Here is a 17781-nt window from a genome sequence, read left to right on the forward strand (position 1 = left end):
CAAACGCATAATCGGTTCAGGCGAGCGAGAGGGAGACCATGGGACGCGTAGGGCTGAGCACGGAACGCCTGACCCGGGCCGGGGCGGAACTGGCCGACGAGGTCGGCTTCGAGCAGGTGACCGTCTCGGCGCTGGCCCGGCAGTTCGACGTCAAGGTCGCGAGCCTGTACTCGCACGTCAAGAACTCCCAGGACCTCAAGACGCGGATCGCGCTCCTCGCGCTGGAGGAGCTCGCCGACCGGGGCGCCGACGCGCTGGCCGGGCGGGCGGGGAAGGACGCCCTGGCCGCGCTGGCCAACGTCTACCGGGACTACGCGCGCGAACACCCCGGCCGCTACGCCGCCGCCCAGCTGAGGCTCACCCCGGAGGCGGCGGCCGCCAGCGCGGGCGGCAGACACGCCCAGATGATCCGGGCCATCCTGCGCGGCTACGACCTGAGCGAACCCGACCAGACGCACGCGGTCCGGCTGCTCGGCAGCGTCTTCCACGGCTACATCACTCTGGAGCTCGGCGGCGGCTTCAGCCACAGCGCCCCCGACACCCAGCAGACCTGGACGCGGATCCTGGACGCCCTGGACGCCCTGCTCCGGAACTGGCCCGCGCGGTGACCCCGCCCCGCACGCCCGCGCCGCGCACTCCCGAACCGACCAGCCCAGCCACTCCGAAGACCAAGTAGGGGCCATGCACACCCAGGACGCCTGGACCACCACCCCCGTCACCGCCGGCCTCCTGCGCGGCGCCCTCGACGTGGAGCGCACCGAGCACGGCGTACTGCCGCACCGGCTCCCCGCCCGGGCCCGGGCGCAGAACACGGACGGGCAACTGGCGATGGCCGAGTCCCAGCCCTCCGGCGTACGTCTGGTCTTCCGCACCCGAGCCACCGCGATCGAACTGGACACCCTGCCCACCAAGCGGGTCTACGTGGGCGCCCCGCCCCGCCCGGACGGCGTGTACGACCTGGTCGTCGACGGCGTGCTCGCCGGACAGGCCCGTGCGACGGGCGGCAGCACCCTGACCATCGACATGGCTTCCGGCTCGGTCGAGCACCGGCCCGGAGAGCCCGGCACCCTCCGCTTCACGGGCCTGCCCGACGCCCCCAAGGACGTCGAGATCTGGCTGCCGCACAACGAGACCACCGAGCTCGTCGCCCTGCGCACCGACGCCCCCCTGGCCCCCGCCCCGGACCGGGGCCGCAAGGTGTGGCTGCACCACGGCAGTTCGATCAGCCACGGCTCCGACGCCGCCAGTCCCTCGACCACCTGGCCCGCGCTCGCCGCCTCGCTCGGCGGTGTCGAGCTGATCAACCTGGGCCTGGGCGGCAGCGCCCTGCTCGACCCGTTCACCGCCCGCGCCCTGCGGGACACCCCGGCCGACTTGATCAGCGTCAAGATCGGCCTCAATGTGGTCAACACCGACCTGATGCGCCTGCGCGCCTTCGGACCGGCCGTGCACGGCTTCCTGGACACCATCCGCGAAGGCCACCCGGACGCACCGCTGCTGGTCGTCTCGCCCATCCTGTGCCCCATCCACGAGGACACCCCCGGCCCCAGCGCCCTGGACGTCACGACCCTCGGCGCCGGGCAGCTGCGGTTCAAGGCCATGGGCGACCCGGCCGAGCGCGCGAGCGGGAAGCTGACCCTGGGCGTCATCCGGGACGAGCTGGCCCGGATCGTCAAGCAGCGTACGGCCGAGGACCCGCACCTGCACCACCTCGACGGCCGCGCCCTGTACGGCGAGGCCGACGCCGTCCGCCTCCCGCTGCCCGACGAACTCCACCCGGACGCGGCCACCCACCGCCAGCTCGGCGAACGCTTCGCCGAGCTGGCGTTCACGGCCGACGGTGCGTTCGGGAGCGACGTGCGCGTCTGATGTACGTGGACGGGTGCGGCTGAACTACGTGGGCGTGCTCGGCTCAGCAACGTGGGCGTGCACGTCTGAAAACACGTGGATACGTGGCCCTGGCCTCAGCCGGGAAAAGCCCCTGACGGCTCCTCAGGGGAGCATTCGGGCAGACTCAGGGTCCTCCCCGATGATCGGGGCCCGGCCGGCCGCCAGGCTCGCGGTATGAAGACGAACAGTACGAAGTCCGCCGCCCGCAACCGTCGAACGGGCCGTGCCGCGGCGGGAGTCGGCACGGTCGTCGCCGCCGTCGCCCTCCTCGCCACGGCCGGGCAGGCCCCGGCGCTCGCCCAGGGCGCCGCCGACCCCACCGACCCCGCCTCGGACGTGTTCTCGCACGTCGACTACGGCGACTGCCCCACCCACCTCCCCGTCGGCGTCGACCGGGCCAAGTGGCGCTGCGAAGTGACCGTCGGCTACTCGCACTTCAAGCTCGGCGGGATCGCCGTCCCGGACATGAAGCCGATCACCCTCACCCACGCCGAGGGGCCGCTGCCGGACGGCACGTCCGGGCAGGTCTTCGGGACGCTGCGGGCCGACGCGACCCCGGTGCCCGGCGGTCTGCTGGGCCGGACCGCGGACCCGGCCGGCCGCAACCCGCTCCTCGGCCTTGCCATCCAGCCCGAGTACGGCGGTTACGCCGACTTCCTGGGCACCGGCACCGACAAGGGCGCCCTGGACATGAAGTTCCGGCTCGTCTCGCCGCTGCTCGGCGAGCGGTGCACCGTCGGCACGGACGCCCACCCGGTCGCGCTCCACCTCAGCAAGGACGGCCCCAGCACCTGGCTGTCCAAGAACCCGCCGCTGGTCCGCTTCAGCGCGTACGACCGGACCCTGACCGTCCCGGCCGCGACCGACTGCGGCCCGCTCACCCACATGGTGAACCACCGCTTCGGCCTGCCCGCCAAGACCGGCGAGAGCGGGATCACGTACACGGCGTACTACACCTTCAAGACGTACGACCAGCTCCCGGCGGCCTGAGCACGCTTCCCCGCACACCGTGACGAGCACTTCGTACGGGGGTGGGGACGGGCGCCCGCCGCCATCAGCGGGCGCCCGTCCCCCATACAGGTCACGTCAGATCAGATACGGGTGTCCTCCACGGCGGGGATCCAGCGGCCGCCGTCCCTGTCCGCGTTGCCGTTCCCGGTGATCGAGCTGCGCGGCGCGGGCGCGGTGGGTGCCTTGCCGCAGAACGCGGGCTCCAAGGTGTTCGTCAAACCGCTGGTGATCGCGCCGTTGTTGGAGGCGTTCGCGAAGAGGACGACCGTGCGCTTGCCGTCCGGGGTGGAGAACGTCTGCGTCTGGTAGCCCTGGACGATTCCGCCGTGGCCGAGCACCTTGCCGCAGGAGAGCGCGATCTCCCGGACCCCCAAGCCGTAGCTGATCTTCGCCGTGCCGGTGGGGAGCACGCTCGTCATCTGCCGCAGCGACTCGTCGGAGACCAGCCCGCCGGAGCTCCCGGCGAGCAGGGCGGTCATGAAACGGTCGAGGTCGCGCGCCGAGGAGACCACGCCGCCCGCGCTCCAGACCCAGGAGGCGGTCTGCTCGGTCGAGTCGAGGAGCGGCTTGCTGCGGTCGTCGTTGGTGAGGTAGCCGGTGACGTGCCGGCCCGCGATGGTCTTCTGGGGCACGGTGAAGGACGTCTGACGCAGCTTCAGCGGCTCGAAGATCTGCTCGCGCAGCAGCTCGGCGTAGGGGCGCCCGGTGAGGTGCTCGGCCGCGAGACCCATCAGCACGAAGTCGGTGTTCGAGTACGAGTACGCCGTCCCCGGGGTGTACTGGAGGCCGTGCTTCACCGACATCGCCACGAGGTCCCTGGGCTCGTAGACGTTGTTCCGGATGCGCTTCTCGAAGGCCGCCGTGGTCTCCTCCCCGCTCTGCTCCAGGAGGTCGTTGGTGTGGTCGTACACACCGGCGCGGTGCTCCATGACCTGGCGCCCGGTGATCGACCAGCTCTCGGGAAGCGTCCCGGCGGGCAGGTAGTCGCGCAGCGGCTTGTCCAGGTCGATGCGGCCCTGCTCGGCGAGGCGCATCACCAGGACCGAGGTGAACATCTTGGAGTTGCTGCCCACCCGGAAGCGCAGGCCCGCGTCCATGGGCGTGCCGTCGAGATTCGCCTTGCCCAGCGCCACCGTCCGGCCGCGCTCGGCCTTGCCGTGGTCGCGGATGACCGCGAACGCGCCCGGCGCCCCCGCGTCCACCACGCGCTGCAGCGCGGCACGCACCCCCGACACGTCCGGCTCGGCCTGGCCCTGCGCGGCGGACGCGCCCACGGCGCTCCCGGCCAGCAGCGCGGCGGTGGCCGCGAGCGTGGTCACCGAACGCGCGATCGTGATTCCAGCCATATGAGAAGTACCCCTGTTCCCCGGCGACTTGGTCAGTGCCCCGGCCTTCATAGCACTAGTACAGCCAAGATCGTATAGGTCTCGACGGCATCGGCGGACCGCTCCGCCCCGTCGCGCGGGGCTTGCCGGGACACCTGCCGCAGGCGCAGCACCCTCTGCCAAACCCCGGCCGCAGGCCCAGCACCCTCCGGCAACCGCTCACGGGCGGCGATGGTCCTTTGCGGTGGTCTTCGCCCGCGACACCCGCCGGGTCGTCCGGCGGTGACCGGGGGTGTGTGAGCCTGGCCTTGAGGGGGGATCATCCCACTTTCGAGGAGCTGGTTGTTCCGGTGTTCCGTCTCTCCCTGGCCCACCCCGGCGCGAGATCCCTCAGACCGCTGCTGACCGCGGCCGTGCTGTCCGTGGCAGCCCTCCCCGCGACGGCGACCGCCCTGCCCGGCGGGCAGGCGTCCCTGGAAGCAGCACTGGCCGCCGCGCCGCTGCCCGGCGGGCTCGGCCCGTGCGTGCCGGGCCACTGTCCGCCCGACGGCTATCCGCCCATCCACAACGGGCCCATCCGGTTCCGCGACAACGGCATCAACGTATACGTCGGCGGTGACTTCCAGGTACGGGAGAAGGCCGCCGAAGCCGAGGGCCGGGTCGTCGTGCTCGGCAGCTTCGACCAGCACAAGGCCGCGGGTGTCAGCGGCATCTACAACGTCGGCGAGGCCGGGGTCGGCTCCCGGGTCGCGCCGCCGGTCGGCGCGGACTGGCTGACCACCGGCGGCAACGTCACCGTCGCGACGGGGCAGCGCCTCCTCGCCGAGCAGGGCGTCGTACGCCACGCGGGCACCGCCACCGGGACCATCGCGTCCCAGCGCACCGTCCACGACCCGGACGCGGCCAAGCCGTACACCGCGCTGCGAGGACAGCTCACCGACGCCAGCAAGTGCTACGCGCACCCCGGCGGCGGCACCCGTACGCCCACCGGGACGGCCGTGCACGCGAACGGGGAGACCCTGTTCACCGGTGACAACACCTCCATGCTCCAGGTGTTCAACGTCGACTTCGACATGCAGAGCGCGAACGGCGGCCAGGAGGGCATCCGGTTCGCACGCATCCCCGCCGGGGCGACCGTGCTGGTCAACGTGCTCGGCACCAGCCGGACCATCACCACCTACAGCGGCACGATCGACGACTCCAGCCCGTTCAACCAGCTGCGCAGCCGACTGCTGTGGAACTTCCCCGACGCGACCTCCGTCGGTTTCAAGGGCACCGGCCAGTTCCAGGGCAGCGTGCTGATCGGCAACCAGGCCTCCCTGGCGACGGTGAGTCTGCCCGGCATCAACGGGCGCTTCTTCACCACCGGTTCGCTCACCCACACCAGCCCGCCGTCGGGCGGTGGCGGCCAGGAGTTCCACAACTACGCCTTCGACGGCAACCTGCCCGACTGCGGCACAGCGCCGCCCACCGAGGGCGAGGTGAAGGTCCTCAAGACGGACCACGCCACCGGCAGGCCGCTCGCCGGGGCGGTGTTCGAGCTGTGGGAGGAGACCAACGGAACCGCCGGACTCCAGACCTCGGGCAGCACCCCGGACACCCGCCGGGGCACGCCGTGCACGACCGACGGCTCCGGGGCCTGCGCACGGACCGTGCCGCCGGGCACGTACTACTGGGTGGAGACCAGGGCACCGGAGGGCTACGACCTGCCCTCCCCCGCGCGCTTCGGGCCCCTCGTCCTCACCGACTCCAACGCCTCCCGGGGCGTCTCGGTGACCGTGGCCGACCACCGGCACGTCGTGCCGAAGGGAAGCCTCACCGTCGACAAGACGGACGCCGAGACCGGCAGTCCGCTCGCGGGCGCGGTGTTCCGGCTGTGGCACGAGACCAACGGGACCCCCGGGCTCCAGACCACGGGCTCCACGCCCGACACCCCGGTCGGCCCCGGCTGCGCGACCGGGAGCTCCGGCCGGTGCGTCTTCGCGGACCTGTCCCTCGGCTCGTACTACATCCAGGAGACGGCCGTGCCCGAGGGGTACGTCCTGCCGCGGAACCGGGTCAGCGGCCCCCACGAGGTGACCGCCGCCAACGCGTCCAGGGGCGTCACCGTCAAGCTCACCAACAAGCGCGGGGAGCCCGACAAGGGAGGCAAGGGCAAGGGAGGCAAGGGCGGACCTCGCTGACGCCCGCGACCAGTTGACAGGGTGACCGGCCGGACCGGTCCCCGCCAGGGCGGCCGTGCTGTCGTATGCCCTACGACGGCACGGCCGCTCTGGTCGTTGCCGGGTGTGGCACATGCGTACGATCTCGGTCGGTGGGGCCGGATCGCGCCCCACAGAAGGGGAATCCATGGCCATTACCGATATAAACGGGATCAACCTGTCCGGAGTGACCGGCAAGCTCATCCAGACCGTGCCGCTGACGAAGAATCCCGCTCCGCAGGCGATCGCTTCCGACCCGGCCAACGGGCACGTCTTCGTGCTCCAGATGGAGAGCGCCGCCAAGACGCCCCTCGGGAACATGTACCTCAACCGCATCGACCGGACCACCGGGCGGCTGACGGGCAGCATGTACCTCACGGGCTTCGGGCACGGGATCTCGATGGGGGCCGAGCCGGTCGGGACCGACACCTATCTGTGGACCGAGGTCGGACCGGTCTACCCCAACGACGGGGTCAGCAACGCCTTCGGTACGGCCGTCACCCGGTTCCGCTTCGTCGACGGGGCCACCCTCGACCAGGCCGACGTGCCCGCCGCGCAGAAGTTCTGCCCGCCGGGCGGACGGAGCACCGGCCCGTCGGTGGACCTCGTCAACAACACCCTGACCATCGTCTACTTCAAGGGCAGTGTGCGGTGCTTCACCCGCTACGACCTGGCCAAGGCGGCGCAGGGCGAGTGGGTGGAGATCGGCAGCACCTTCGAGCTGCCGGCGGGCGCGGAGACGGGACTCACCTTCCAGGGGTACACCGCCCTCAACGGTGTCCTGTACGTCTACCAGTGGAAGAAGGACCCGGTCACGACCTACCCCGGGACCGCATACATCACGTCGTACTCCCTGGACTCGAAGACGAAGCTCGACTCGCAGGTGGTCACCGGCGCCGACGGCCTGGAGCGGCGCGAGCCGGAGGGGCTGGCCGTCGAGGTGGACCCGGCGACCGGCGAGACCCGGCTGCTGTTCGGCTTCAGCGACACCGTCCCCGGCACCACCGGGCGCCGCAACGTCACCATCGGCTGGTACCCGACCCAGCCGGCGGTCGACGGAGTGAAGGTGCTGTCCGACTGGGAGAACCTCACCCTCGCCACCGGCGTCAAGGCGGGCGCCGAGGCTCCGCGCGGCCGCCTGGTCGCCCTCGCGGACACCACGTATCTCCAGCTGCGCGGCACCCTCACCTGCAACCTCACCGGTGACGCCCTGATCGCGACGCTGCCGCAGCGGCTCTGGCCCACGCGGCCCGTGCGGCAGAACACCCCGCGCAACATGTACTACGGGGTGGGAGTGTGCCGGGTCGAGGCGAACAAGCTCGGCGAGCTGTGGGCGTTCGGCGCCGGCGCGGACAACGCCATCTCCTGGATCGACCTCGACTGCGTCTCGGCCGCCTGGCGATGACGGCGCCCGACCTCGGACACCCCCACCACCTCTCGCGATCCGGAGGATCGACCATGCCCTCGCGCACCACCAGCCGCCGCTCCCTGCTCGCCACGGCCCTCGCGGTACCCACCGCGGCCGTCGGTGTGCCGCTGCTCACCGCCTCGCCCGCCGCCGCTGCCCCGACCGGGGTGCAGGTCGTCGTGGACTGGACGGCCATCGCGCTGGCCGCGGGCGTCTCCGCGGGCGCGGACACACCCGCGCAGGCCCGTGTGGTGAGCATCGCGGGCACCGAGTTCCTCCAGCTGCGCGGCACGCTCACCTGCAACTTCTCCGGCGACTCGCAGCTGGGCACCCTCCCGGCGGCCATCCGCCCGCCGAAGACGACCCGCGGTGTCTGCCCGCGCAACAACCACCTCGGCGTCAACGCCACCCGTGTGGAGGCCGACACGGCGGGCCGCGTCATGGTGTACGGCCCGCAGACCACGGACCCGGTCACCTGGATCCAGCTCGACAACTTCTCGTCGGTGCTGCGCTGACGTATACGGGGTGGGGCAGACGGCTCGCCCCACCCCGCCCGGGGAACACCGTGTCCCGAGGCGGTCGAGCAGTTCGCGCGCGACGGCCGACACGGCTTCCCCGCCCCGCAGTCGAGGGCGTCCGCGGCTCAGCGCTCCGCGAGCACCGCCCGGATCACATGCCGGGCGTTGTTCGCCATCGCCGGGTTGGTCGTCCGGTAGTAGGGCAGCGCGATCAGCGCCTGTGAGAGGGTCCGTCCCCGGCCGCGGATCCAGGTGGCGTCGTCCACGCCGAGCGCCTCGCGGAAGACGTTCCGTGCGTCGGCGGGCAGCAGGTTCCAGGCGGGGAAGAGGTCGCAGGCGGGGTCGCCCACCCCCGTGCAACCGAAGTCGATCACCGAGGTCAGCCTGCCGCCGTCCACGAGGAGGTTGCCCGGCATCAGGTCGGCGTGCAGCCACACCGGCGGCCCGTCCCAGGCCGGGGCCCGCAGCGCGTCCTCCCACACGGCGAGCACGGCATCGCAGTCGATGCCCTCCTGCGGGATCCCGCGCAGTTCGTCGATCGCCGCGCGGGTCGACGCGTCGAGCGCGGCGACGGGCCCGCCCCGGTAGGCGGGCGGCGCGTCCGGCAGGGTGAGACCGCGCATCGCCGTCACGAACCCGGCCAAGTCCTCGGCCAGCGCGACCGGTTCGCTCAGCGCTCCCGCCTCGGGGTTCTCCCCCGCCAGCCACCGGTACACCGACCAGACCCACGGATACCCCTCGGCCGGCTCCCCCGCTCCGAGCACCTCGGGGACCGGCGTGGACAGCACCGAGGCGAGGCGGGGCAGCCACTCCCGCTCCATCGACACGTCCGCGGCTCCGCCCGGCAGCAGCGGCAGCCGTACGACCATGCTGTCGCCCAGCCGGTACATGGCGTTGACCGTCCCACCGGACGGAAAGCGCACCACCGGCAGCCCCGCCCACTGGGGGAACTGCCCGGCGACCAACCGCCGTACGAGCGCGTCGTCGATGGGGTGCTGGTCGGTGTGCAACTGCCCGGTGCTCATGGGCGACCATCCGACCGCCGGACGGCGGCGGGCGTCAAACGCTTTTCCCCGGCGCTTTCCTCACGCCGGGACGAGCGAGCGCGTGCCTGCCGCGTTCGGGCGCGCCGCACCCACCCGCTGTTCCAGGTGTTCCCGGACGCGTGGCCACTCCTCGTCGAGGATCGAGTAGAAGGCCGTACCGCGGACCATGCCGTCCAGGCCACGGGAGTGTGCCCGGTGTACGCCGTCGAGGGTCGCGCCGAGGCGTTCGATCGCGGTGCGCGAGCGCAGGTTGCGGGCGTCGGCGCGCAGGGACACGCGCCGCACGCCCCAGGTCTCGAAGGCGTGCCGCAGCATCAACAGCTTGGCCTCGGTGTTGATGCCGGTGCCCTGGGCGCACGCGGAGAGCCAGGTGCCACCGATCTCCGCCGCGTCGGGGATCGCCGTTGGTACGGGACCCAGCGGGCCGCGCGGGGCCGGAGGCCAGGGCACCGGCCCCTGCCAGTAGTCCAGCTCGCAGAAGCGCGTCGAGCCCACCACCCGGCCGTCGGCGATCCGCACCGTGGCGAACGGCAGCGCGCGTCCCGCGGCCCGGGCCGCCAGCGCGTCGGCGACATACCGCTCCGTCGCCTCCGCCCCGCAGGGCACGGGCGTGAAGGCATAGCTGCCGCGATCCTCGGCGGCGGCTCGCGCCAGGGCCTCGACGTGATGTTCGGCGAGCGGCTCGAGCCGGAGGGTGCGGCCGCGGAGGGTGACGGTTTCGGGCACGGGCCTTGCGTCCTTGAGCGAAGGGGCGGGGTGGGTGACGAGCCCCGGTCGATGGCACGGCGGACGGATCGTCGTCACCGTTGCGCGCGGGATGTGGATCAGTGTGAGCCCCGGGTGGCGCCGCGCGGGGGGCCGACACGTTAAGGATTGCCGACGTCGGGGTGAAAGGGGGGTGGTGGGGCGCGGGACTTCGAGGAGTGGGTGGAGCGGATCGTCCACTCGCGCGAGATCGGCGTCCCGGGGGTGGCGCGGGAGCGGCGGCAACGGCGCCCGTGGCGCCCGTTAGGGTGATGTTGATCAACCCTTCAAGAAAGGCCCCGCACCCCAAAGTGACCGCCTCACGCCCTCACGCCCTCTTCTCCTTCGGCACGCTGATGGACGAGCGGGTCCAGACCGCCCTCTTCGGCCAGGCCGTGCCCACCGCTCCGGCGTCGCTCTCCGGCTACACGACCAGGCCCCTCGCGATAACCGACGAGTCCGTGATCGCCACCAGCGGTCTGGACGTACACCTGACGCTGGAGCGCGAGTACGGGGCGGTGGTCGAAGGCGCCGTGCTGCGCCTCACCGACCAGGACCTCGCCGCGGCCGACGCGTACGAAGTCGACGACTACATCCGTCGGCGGGTGCTCCTCTCCTCCGGCGAGAGCGCCTGGGCCTACCTGGACGCGAAGCCACTGCGCCCGGCGGCGCGCATCGTGATCGTGGGCGACAGCATCGCGTACGGGCGCTGCGACCCCCAGGGAGGATGGGCGGCCCGCCTCGCGGCCACCCACATCGGCGGGAACGAGGCCGAGCACCGGGTCTTCAACCTGGCCATCCCGGGCAGCACGCTGGCCCAGGCCGCCGAGCAGACACCGGCGCTGCTGGGCCCCCGTCTGCCCGACACCCTTCTCGTCGCCGCCGGGATCAACGACTCCGCCGTGCCCCTGTCCGCCCCGGAGGACCATCACGACGGACTCGCGCGCATCGCGGACAGCCTCGGCTCACTCGCCGCCACCGCCCTCGCGCACAACGCGCGCCTCGTCGTCGTGGGCCCGATCTGGCTCGACGAGGAGCGCACCCGGGACTACGGAGGCCTGCGCTTCACCAAGGAGCGGGCGCTGGCCCTGCGCGAGTCCCTGCGGACCTGGTGCCAGGAGAACCACATCGACTTCCTCGACATGTGGGAGCCCCTGTACGAGAAGACCGACCTGCTCGTCGACGGCCTGCACCCGGCGGCCGACGGGCACGAGGCGCTCTACCAGCACCTCATCACTGTCGGCGGCTGAGCCCGGCGGACCGGGCGCACATACGGAATCACGCCTTCCTGCGATGTGATCAGGACAGCATTCGCCCGGCCGGGGCGCAGGCGACAACTCGCTGCCGGTTCCTCCTGTTGGGTCTCTCGTCAGAGACCGTCCGCCGCCCCGGGGCTCCCCTCCGGGCGGCGGACGGTCGCCGCCGAGAGAGGAACACCAGGCACCGATGAACATCAGTCGTACCGTCTCGCGGGCCGCGACCGCCGCCGCCCTGGCCGCGGCGCTGAGCGCGGGCGCGATCCAGAGCGCGGCCGCAGCTCCCCCGGTCGAGCGCGCGGGCGCGGCCCGTACGGTCAACGCCCCCGTCCTCACCCCCGTATTCACCCCCGTCTTCAAAGAGCCGCTGGACGACGGCGGTTGGACGGGTGACGGGCTGTCGCTGAACGCCGCCGACAACGCCAGGGTCGACGCCTTCATCGACCGGGCCAAGAAGGCCGAGCGCACCATCAGCCCCCAGGTGAGGACAGCCGCGCTGATCAGCGGCGCCGAGCTCATCGGGTTCGACCACCGCCTCAAGTCGGCGGACTCGCTCAAGCGCAAGGTCGCCACCTCCTTGCTGGAACACCCCGAGCGGGACGTGAACGACGCGCTGGCCGGCATCGGCGACTCGGTGCGCTACACGCTCCAGTGGCCGGACGGCCGCTACACCGAGGGCGTCGCGCTCGCCGCCTCCGTGCTGTCCGGGTGGGGCAACGACAACACGAAGTGGTCCAACACCTGGGGCCGCGCCAGGGGCTACAAGGCCATCAACTCCGCTTGGCGGGCCCCTCGTTCGGAGCACCTCTTCGAGGTGCAGTTCCACACCCCGGCGAGCAAGTACGCCCAGGAGGCCACGCACAAGTTGTACGAGGAGCAGCGCCTCCCCGGTACGAGCCCCGAGCGCGTCAAGGAGCTCCAGGCACAGCAGGACGCGATCTTCGCCGCGGTCCCGGTGCCGCCGGGAGCCGACGGCCTGACCGCTCCGGAGCCTCGCGTGCCCCGGCTGCCCCAGCCGTCCCTGCGGCCGCAGCCCGTCGGCTGAGGTAGGCGTCGACTGATCTCGCCGACGGCCGTTGTCAGTGGCTGCGGCAATACTCGAAGCCGAGGAGCCCTCCGGGTTCCGCAGACGAAAGGACAGCCATGGCCGAGGTATTGCTGTTCCACCACGCGCAGGGCCTGACCTCCGGCGTCCGCGCCTTCGCAAAGACGCTGAGAGCGGCGGGCCACACCGTCCATGTCCCGGATCTGTACGAGGGACGGGTCTTCGACGACCTGGCGGACGGGGTGGCCCACGTACAGGAGACGGGGTTCGGCACGATCGTCGAGCGCGGGCGGGCGGTCGCCGAAGGGCTGCCCGCCGAGCTCGTCTACGCGGGCTTCTCCCTCGGCGTGCTGCCCGCGCAGTCCCTCGCCCAGACCCGGCCGGGGGCGAAGGGCGCGCTGCTGTTCCACTCCTGTGTGCCGGTCACGGAGTTCGGTGAGGCGTGGCCGCAGGGGGTTCCGGTCCAGATCCACGGGATGGACGGGGACGAGTACTTCGTGGACGAGGGGGACATCGAGGCGGCCCGGGCCCTGGTGGAGTCGACGCCGGACGCCGAGCTGTTCGTCTACCCCGGCAAGCAGCACCTGTTCGCCGACGACAGCCTGCCCTCATACACCGAGGAGGCGGCCGCGCTGCTCACCCGGCGCGTGCTCGCCTTCCTCGACGCCGTCGGCTAGGGCCGGTCCGAGAGACCGGGCGGCCACGGCCGGCCCGTGTTCACCCGCCGTCCCGTCGTGAAGGACGTCGGGCGGTCGCGGGTGGGGCGTTCCGGCAGGGGGTCGGGTGCGCGGCCGGACGGTGTGCGGGGCGCGCCCGCGGTGGCCGCGTGGGTGGTCAGGGCCGTGATGTGGTCGGTGAAGTCCGGGTCGGGCAGGGGGAGGTCGAGGTCGTCGTCGACGTAGGAGAGCGCGGCCGGTATGTAGTCGAGGACGGCGTGGACCAGGTCGGGCACCGGGAGCGGGCCGGTGCGCAGGGCGCGCAGGATGCGCAGCGTGGTGGTCAGGTCCACGTTCGCGGCGGTCGCGCCGTGGGCGCTGAGGGTGTCGGTCTGGGTGTGCCACCACTCCGCCTCGGGGTGTTCGCCCAGGGCGCGGTGGTGCAGGCCGAGGCAGAACGTGGCGGCCGCGTCGCCCGCCCCGGCCGCGTACTGCCACCAGAAGCGGGCCGATTCGGGGCGGCCGGTCAGATGCAGCATGCAGCCCAGGATGCGGGCACCGGCCGGCTCGGGCAGCGCACGGGCGAAGAAGGGCTGGAGGTCGTCGAGCGCGTCGGGGTGGATGACGAACATCTCGCAGACGACGGTGAGGTCCTGGGCGGCGCACACCTCGTCCAGCGGCGGTCCCGGCTCGGACAGGAGCGCCCGCCAGGCGGCCAGCGGGAAGCGGCCCGTCCGGGCCGGAACAGGGGGCGGCGGAGCGGCGACCCGGGCGGCGAGGCGCTGTTCGGCGGCGTCGACGTCGGCCTCGGTGCAGGGCCGGTGCGCCAGGCGGGCGCGGGCGAGCACGCCGTCAATGGGCGATGTCATCAGCGTGCCCCTCCTCGGTCTGCTCGGCCGCGAGACCGAGGGTGTGGCGCAGCCGGCGCTTGGCGTGGCGGGCGGTGGAGCGGACGGCGGCCGCGGTGATGCCGAGGTGGTCGCCGACCTGTGCGGGGGTCAGGCCGTGCAGGTGGAGCAGGAGCATGACGTCCATCTGGCGCGGCGGGAGCTGGCGTACCGCGTGGAAGAGGGCCAGGCTCTCCTCCAGCTGGCCGATGGGATCGGCGGTCCGGGTCAGGGCGACGGTCTCGAAGGCGGCTGCCTCCAGCAGTGCGGGGCGCCGTTTGCGGGCGCGGGCCAGGTCGAGGGTGCGACTGCGCAGCACGCTCCAGGCGTACGCGGCGGGGTTCTCCTTCGACAGGACGGCGGTCCAGATCATCAGGAGCTGTTCGAAGGCGGCGTCGACGGCTTCCTCGGCGTCCGCGCGGTGGTTGAGGATGGTCTGCGCCCAGCGCAGATAGACGGGCCGGTGCATGTGGTGGAACGCGCTGAAGTCCACCGGAAGTTGCTGGTTGGTCATCGCGGGTCTGCCCGGCGCGCGGTGCGGGAAGTCCTGGCTCACCGGTCTCCCTCTCCGTCCGTACGGAGCAACTCGCTCACACCCGTCCGTACGCCCGCGGCGGCCGCGCGCCGCAGTAACAGGGCCGCGTCGCGGCCGAACACCCGCACCGCGAGAACTGCCAGGACCACATCGCCTACCCGATCGATCGTCACGAGACTTCCGGCTCCTTAGTGGTGCACGACTGGGGCCGCCCGTCCCGCCCCCCGACGGCCCCGGAAGGCGCTGGTGCGCGCCTTCGAACAGATGACGCGCGGCGGCACCGGAATGTGCAACCGCGGAGCTGTGAAAGGTCACCGGGCACTTGCGTTCCAGTGGCGAACATACATTTGCAGCGCCGCGCTCGACCCCCGTCCTCGCTGGTGGTGTAGACCCATCTCGCCCGACGCCGGGGGTCTCACCTGCTGTTCGAGCGAGCGGCGCGTTGCGTCGGCGCAAGATTGCGCAAACCGTAAGCAACGTGACGCCCGAGCCTCATGTGACGTAAGACACAGGCCATATGAGGCAACCGATTTCCCCGGGCGCCGTCAGGGAGCCGCGCCTGGGGGGCTATCGTGCACCTGCCCACAGCAGGAACGATCTTTGCCCACCACCTTGCCCACCGCCTTTGCCCACGACTTTCGCCGACGACCTTTTGTCAAGGAGTGAGAGACATCAGACGTATATGTGCCGCGGCGTTGCTCGCCGGGTCCCTCCTGGCCGCGCTGCTCGTCCCGTCCCCGGCCGCCGTGGCGGACCCGGCGCCGATGCCCACGACGGGCGCGGTCTTCAACGACCCGCAGGGCACCGTGGCCGAGCAGAACGCGATCAAGGACCATATCGTCGGGGCGATCGACAACACCCAGAGCGGCCGTACGCTGCGCGCCGCCATGTACGCCCTGACCGACACCGGCTACAGCGACGCGCTGATCCGCGCCCATGACCGGGGCGTACAGGTACGGGTCGTCCTCGACTACGCGTTCTCCACCTCCACGGCCGCCACACAGCTGGCGGCCGCGCTCGGCCAGGACATGGCCCAGCCGTCCTGGCTCCACGTGTGCCCGAAGGACCGGGCGTGCATCGCGGACACCACGCTCGACCCGAGCAAGAACCACATCAACCACAACAAGTTCTTCCTCTTCTCCCGGGTGGGAGACGCGGGCGTCGCCGAGGACGTGGTGATCCAGACGTCCGCCAACCAGACCCCGGCGAACACCTCCCGGTTCTGGAACAACGCGTACACCTCGGTCGGCAACACCGACCTCTACACCGCGTACACGGCGTACTTCAACGACCTCGCCGCGGAGAAGCGCAACGCCGACTACTACCGGCAGGGCACCACGTCCGGGGGCGAGAAGTACTACTTCTTCCCGCAGCAGACCGGTGATCTCATGGTCGACGTACTGAACAACGTGTCGTGCACGGGCAACACGACGGTCGGATCCGCCTCCCACAAGACGGTCATCCGCGTCGCGGCCTACGCCTTCACCCGCACCGAGGTCGCGAACAAGCTACGGCAGCTGGCCGACCAGGAGTGCTGGATCGAGGTCGTCTACAACACGACGAGCCAGCTCGCGGCCCTCGGCAACCACGCGCGCATCAAGCCGTACCAGCTCCACCTCGACAACGGCACGCCCGACAGCGACGCGGACGACCTGTTCGTGCACTCCAAGTACCTGCTGGTCGAGGGCAACTACGCGGGGCACCCGGACACCAAGTGGACCTTCACCGGCTCCCACAACCTCGACGTCTCCTCCCTGCGGGAGAACGACGAGGCGCTGCTGCGCGTCGAGGGTGCCCCGACCCACGACGCCTACCGGAGCAACTTCCTCGCGATGCGCTCCAAGGCCACCCTGACCGGCTGACAGAAGAGCGGCCGGAGCCGGATCGGCGCACCACGGGTCCCGTCAAGGGAACGTCCGTGCGAAACTGTCGCCGTTCCGATCACGGCAGCACCGAAACGTGTATGAAGGAGCGGCGTCGTTGAGCGTCACCATTGAAGGACAGATAGACCTCGCGGGACCGGTGGGCAAGCTGCTGCACCGGCGCCCGCTCAAGAACAGCACTGTGATGCAGTCGTTCAGCACCGAGCCGGTGTCGGGCGACCTCTTCGTGCTCCAGCTGATGCAGGGCGGCCTGACCCTCAGCGGCGAGTCCGGGCCGGTCGACTACGACACCCGCAACGCGCACGGCGACATGTGTCTGACCCGCCTCAACCGGTCGGGCGCCATCACCGGCTACATGTATCTGCGGGGCTTCGGACACGGCGTCAACCTCGGCATCGAGAACCGGGGCGGCGTCATCCGCCTGTGGACCGAGACGGCGTCGCAGCCCAACAGCAAGAACGAGGGCTTCGGCACCTCCATCACCAACTTCGACTTCCGGTCGGGGACGGTCCTGGACTACGGCTCCTCGCTGCACGCCAAGCCGTACCGCCCCACGCCGAACGCGCTCTTCGCCACCCCCACCATCGACCGCAGCGCCAACGAGCTGGTGGTGCGGTTCTACGACGGCGGGACGCACGTCGAGCGGTACGACCTGGCCAAGGCCTCGGCGGGTGTCTTCGAGCCGCTCCAGCGCATCACGCTGCCCACGGACCTGGGCGTGTTCCAGGGGTACGCCTCCCACAAGGGCGTGCTGTACTGCCTCAACGGCGAGTCCAGCACCGCGACCAGGAACCCTCCGCCGGGCAACACCTACATCACCGCGATCGAGTGGGCCACCGGGAACGTCCTGGACCACCACTTCATCACCGCCGCGCCGGGCCTTGAGTGGCGCGAGCCCGAGGGTATGCACGTGGACGTGCGGGACGGCGTGACCAACCTGCACTTCGGCTTCGCCTGCGAGGACCCCGGACCGCGCACCTGCACCATCGTGACGCTCCCGGACACCCAGGAGGTCGACGGCGTCAAGGTGATCACCGACTGGCAGCCGATCGAGCTCGCCTCGGGCGTCACCGCCGACCAGAACCCGCCGCAGGGCCGCCTCATCAGCATCGCCGGTACCACGACGCTCCAGCTCAGCGGCGGCGTCAAGGGAACCTTCGACGGCGACGCGGTCATCGGCACCCTGCCCGACACGCTGACCCCCAGCGTGCCGACGCGCGCCAACGTGCCGCGCAACAACAACGGCGGCTACTGCGTCGCCCGGGTCGAGGCCGGTACGGACCGCGCACTGCGGCTGTTCGGCGGACGCGACACCAACGCCATCACCTGGGCCCAGCTCGACAGCTTCAGCGCCGCCTGGCGCTGACCGCGCCCGC

The 17781-nt window shown here is 71.6% G+C and carries 17 protein-coding genes; 11 read left to right on the forward strand and 6 right to left on the reverse strand.

What is annotated here, in order from left to right:
• Window positions 1-38: 38 nt before the first annotated feature.
• The 3 genes from BX283_RS05440 (at window position 39) to BX283_RS05450 (ending at window position 2880) form a co-directional block, all read left to right on the forward strand.
• Window positions 39-608: a TetR/AcrR family transcriptional regulator gene (locus tag BX283_RS05440; RefSeq protein ID WP_101386517.1), complete on the forward strand. Its 570-nt coding sequence runs from the start codon at window positions 39-41 to the stop codon at window positions 606-608.
• 73 nt (window positions 609-681) lie between these two features.
• Window positions 682-1869 carry a GDSL-type esterase/lipase family protein gene (locus BX283_RS05445; protein WP_101386518.1) on the forward strand — a complete coding sequence of 396 codons (1188 nt, stop codon included), beginning with the start codon at window positions 682-684 and terminating at the stop codon, window positions 1867-1869.
• Window positions 1870-2064: 195 nt separating this feature from the next.
• Window positions 2065-2880, forward strand: a complete 816-nt coding sequence (locus BX283_RS05450) for a hypothetical protein (protein ID WP_257582008.1) — start codon at window positions 2065-2067, stop codon at window positions 2878-2880.
• 101 nt (window positions 2881-2981) lie between these two features.
• On the opposite strand, the gene BX283_RS05455 is transcribed toward BX283_RS05450, so the two are convergent.
• The gene (locus BX283_RS05455) at window positions 2982-4247 is read right to left on the reverse strand and encodes a serine hydrolase (protein ID WP_180357064.1); all 1266 of its coding nucleotides are present in this window, start codon (window positions 4245-4247) and stop codon (window positions 2982-2984) included.
• Window positions 4248-4576: 329 nt separating this feature from the next.
• On the opposite strand from BX283_RS05455, the gene BX283_RS05460 reads away from it, so the two are divergent.
• From BX283_RS05460 to BX283_RS05470, 3 genes are all read left to right on the forward strand, one after another.
• Window positions 4577-6409, forward strand: coding sequence for a choice-of-anchor A family protein (locus BX283_RS05460; RefSeq protein WP_101386520.1), 1833 nt, complete (start codon window positions 4577-4579; stop codon window positions 6407-6409).
• 166 nt (window positions 6410-6575) lie between these two features.
• On the forward strand, window positions 6576-7832 hold the full coding sequence (locus tag BX283_RS05465; protein ID WP_101386521.1) for a hypothetical protein: 1257 nt from the start codon (window positions 6576-6578) through the stop codon (window positions 7830-7832).
• A 53-nt stretch (window positions 7833-7885) separates the two neighbouring features.
• A complete protein-coding gene (locus tag BX283_RS05470; protein WP_257582011.1) occupies window positions 7886-8350 on the forward strand; it encodes a hypothetical protein in 465 nt (154 codons plus the stop codon).
• A gap of 128 nt (window positions 8351-8478) precedes the next feature.
• Here the strand turns inward: BX283_RS05470 and BX283_RS05475 are convergent, their stop codons facing one another.
• The gene (locus BX283_RS05475; RefSeq protein WP_101386523.1) at window positions 8479-9378 is read right to left on the reverse strand and encodes an aminoglycoside phosphotransferase family protein; all 900 of its coding nucleotides are present in this window, start codon (window positions 9376-9378) and stop codon (window positions 8479-8481) included.
• A 60-nt stretch (window positions 9379-9438) separates the two neighbouring features.
• Window positions 9439-10125 (reverse strand): GNAT family N-acetyltransferase, encoded by a 687-nt coding sequence (locus BX283_RS05480; RefSeq protein WP_101386524.1) that lies wholly within the window; start codon window positions 10123-10125, stop codon window positions 9439-9441.
• 329 nt (window positions 10126-10454) lie between these two features.
• On the opposite strand from BX283_RS05480, the gene BX283_RS05485 reads away from it, so the two are divergent.
• From BX283_RS05485 to BX283_RS05495, 3 genes are all read left to right on the forward strand, one after another.
• Window positions 10455-11393: a GDSL-type esterase/lipase family protein gene (locus BX283_RS05485; RefSeq protein WP_101386525.1), complete on the forward strand. Its 939-nt coding sequence runs from the start codon at window positions 10455-10457 to the stop codon at window positions 11391-11393.
• Window positions 11394-11661: 268 nt separating this feature from the next.
• Window positions 11662-12444: an ATP nucleotide 3'-pyrophosphokinase gene (locus BX283_RS05490; protein WP_373979542.1), complete on the forward strand. Its 783-nt coding sequence runs from the start codon at window positions 11662-11664 to the stop codon at window positions 12442-12444.
• Window positions 12445-12542: 98 nt separating this feature from the next.
• The gene (locus BX283_RS05495; protein WP_101386527.1) at window positions 12543-13121 is read left to right on the forward strand and encodes a dienelactone hydrolase family protein; all 579 of its coding nucleotides are present in this window, start codon (window positions 12543-12545) and stop codon (window positions 13119-13121) included.
• On the opposite strand, the gene BX283_RS05500 is transcribed toward BX283_RS05495, so the two are convergent.
• From BX283_RS05500 to BX283_RS40505, 3 genes are read right to left on the reverse strand one after another with little or no spacing between them, the layout of a single operon-like run.
• Entirely contained in the window at window positions 13118-13969 is an 852-nt protein-coding gene (locus tag BX283_RS05500; RefSeq protein ID WP_143676387.1) for a hypothetical protein, read from the reverse strand. The two genes, BX283_RS05495 and BX283_RS05500, sit on opposite strands and share 4 nt — an antisense overlap.
• The gene (locus BX283_RS05505) at window positions 13953-14543 is read right to left on the reverse strand and encodes a sigma-70 family RNA polymerase sigma factor (protein WP_306822788.1); all 591 of its coding nucleotides are present in this window, start codon (window positions 14541-14543) and stop codon (window positions 13953-13955) included. Before BX283_RS05505 ends, BX283_RS05500 begins: the two co-directional genes overlap by 17 nt.
• On the reverse strand, window positions 14540-14695 hold the full coding sequence (locus BX283_RS40505) for a hypothetical protein (RefSeq protein ID WP_180357065.1): 156 nt from the start codon (window positions 14693-14695) through the stop codon (window positions 14540-14542). The genes BX283_RS05505 and BX283_RS40505 overlap by 4 nt, the downstream gene beginning before the upstream one ends.
• Before the next feature lie 522 nt (window positions 14696-15217).
• On the opposite strand from BX283_RS40505, the gene BX283_RS05510 reads away from it, so the two are divergent.
• Window positions 15218-16384, forward strand: a complete 1167-nt coding sequence (locus tag BX283_RS05510) for a phosphatidylserine/phosphatidylglycerophosphate/cardiolipin synthase family protein (protein ID WP_101386529.1) — start codon at window positions 15218-15220, stop codon at window positions 16382-16384.
• 118 nt (window positions 16385-16502) lie between these two features.
• A complete protein-coding gene (locus BX283_RS05515; protein ID WP_143676388.1) occupies window positions 16503-17771 on the forward strand; it encodes a hypothetical protein in 1269 nt (422 codons plus the stop codon).
• Window positions 17772-17781: the final 10 nt, after the last annotated feature.

The organism is Streptomyces sp. TLI_146 (assembly GCF_002846415.1).
Classification (GTDB): domain Bacteria; phylum Actinomycetota; class Actinomycetes; order Streptomycetales; family Streptomycetaceae; genus Streptomyces.

Coding starts and splice junctions, on each gene's coding strand:
- BX283_RS05465 (WP_101386521.1), top strand. CDS start 6,576: ATGGCCATTACCGATATAAACGGGATCAACCTGTCCGGAGTGACCGGC.
- BX283_RS05470 (WP_257582011.1), top strand. CDS start 7,886: ATGCCCTCGCGCACCACCAGCCGCCGCTCCCTGCTCGCCACGGCCCTC.
- BX283_RS05475 (WP_101386523.1), bottom strand. CDS start 9,378: ATGAGCACCGGGCAGTTGCACACCGACCAGCACCCCATCGACGACGCG.
- BX283_RS05495 (WP_101386527.1), top strand. CDS start 12,543: ATGGCCGAGGTATTGCTGTTCCACCACGCGCAGGGCCTGACCTCCGGC.
- BX283_RS05445 (WP_101386518.1), top strand. CDS start 682: ATGCACACCCAGGACGCCTGGACCACCACCCCCGTCACCGCCGGCCTC.
- BX283_RS05500 (WP_143676387.1), bottom strand. CDS start 13,969: ATGACATCGCCCATTGACGGCGTGCTCGCCCGCGCCCGCCTGGCGCAC.
- BX283_RS05450 (WP_257582008.1), top strand. CDS start 2,065: ATGAAGACGAACAGTACGAAGTCCGCCGCCCGCAACCGTCGAACGGGC.
- BX283_RS05455 (WP_180357064.1), bottom strand. CDS start 4,247: ATGGCTGGAATCACGATCGCGCGTTCGGTGACCACGCTCGCGGCCACC.
- BX283_RS05440 (WP_101386517.1), top strand. CDS start 39: ATGGGACGCGTAGGGCTGAGCACGGAACGCCTGACCCGGGCCGGGGCG.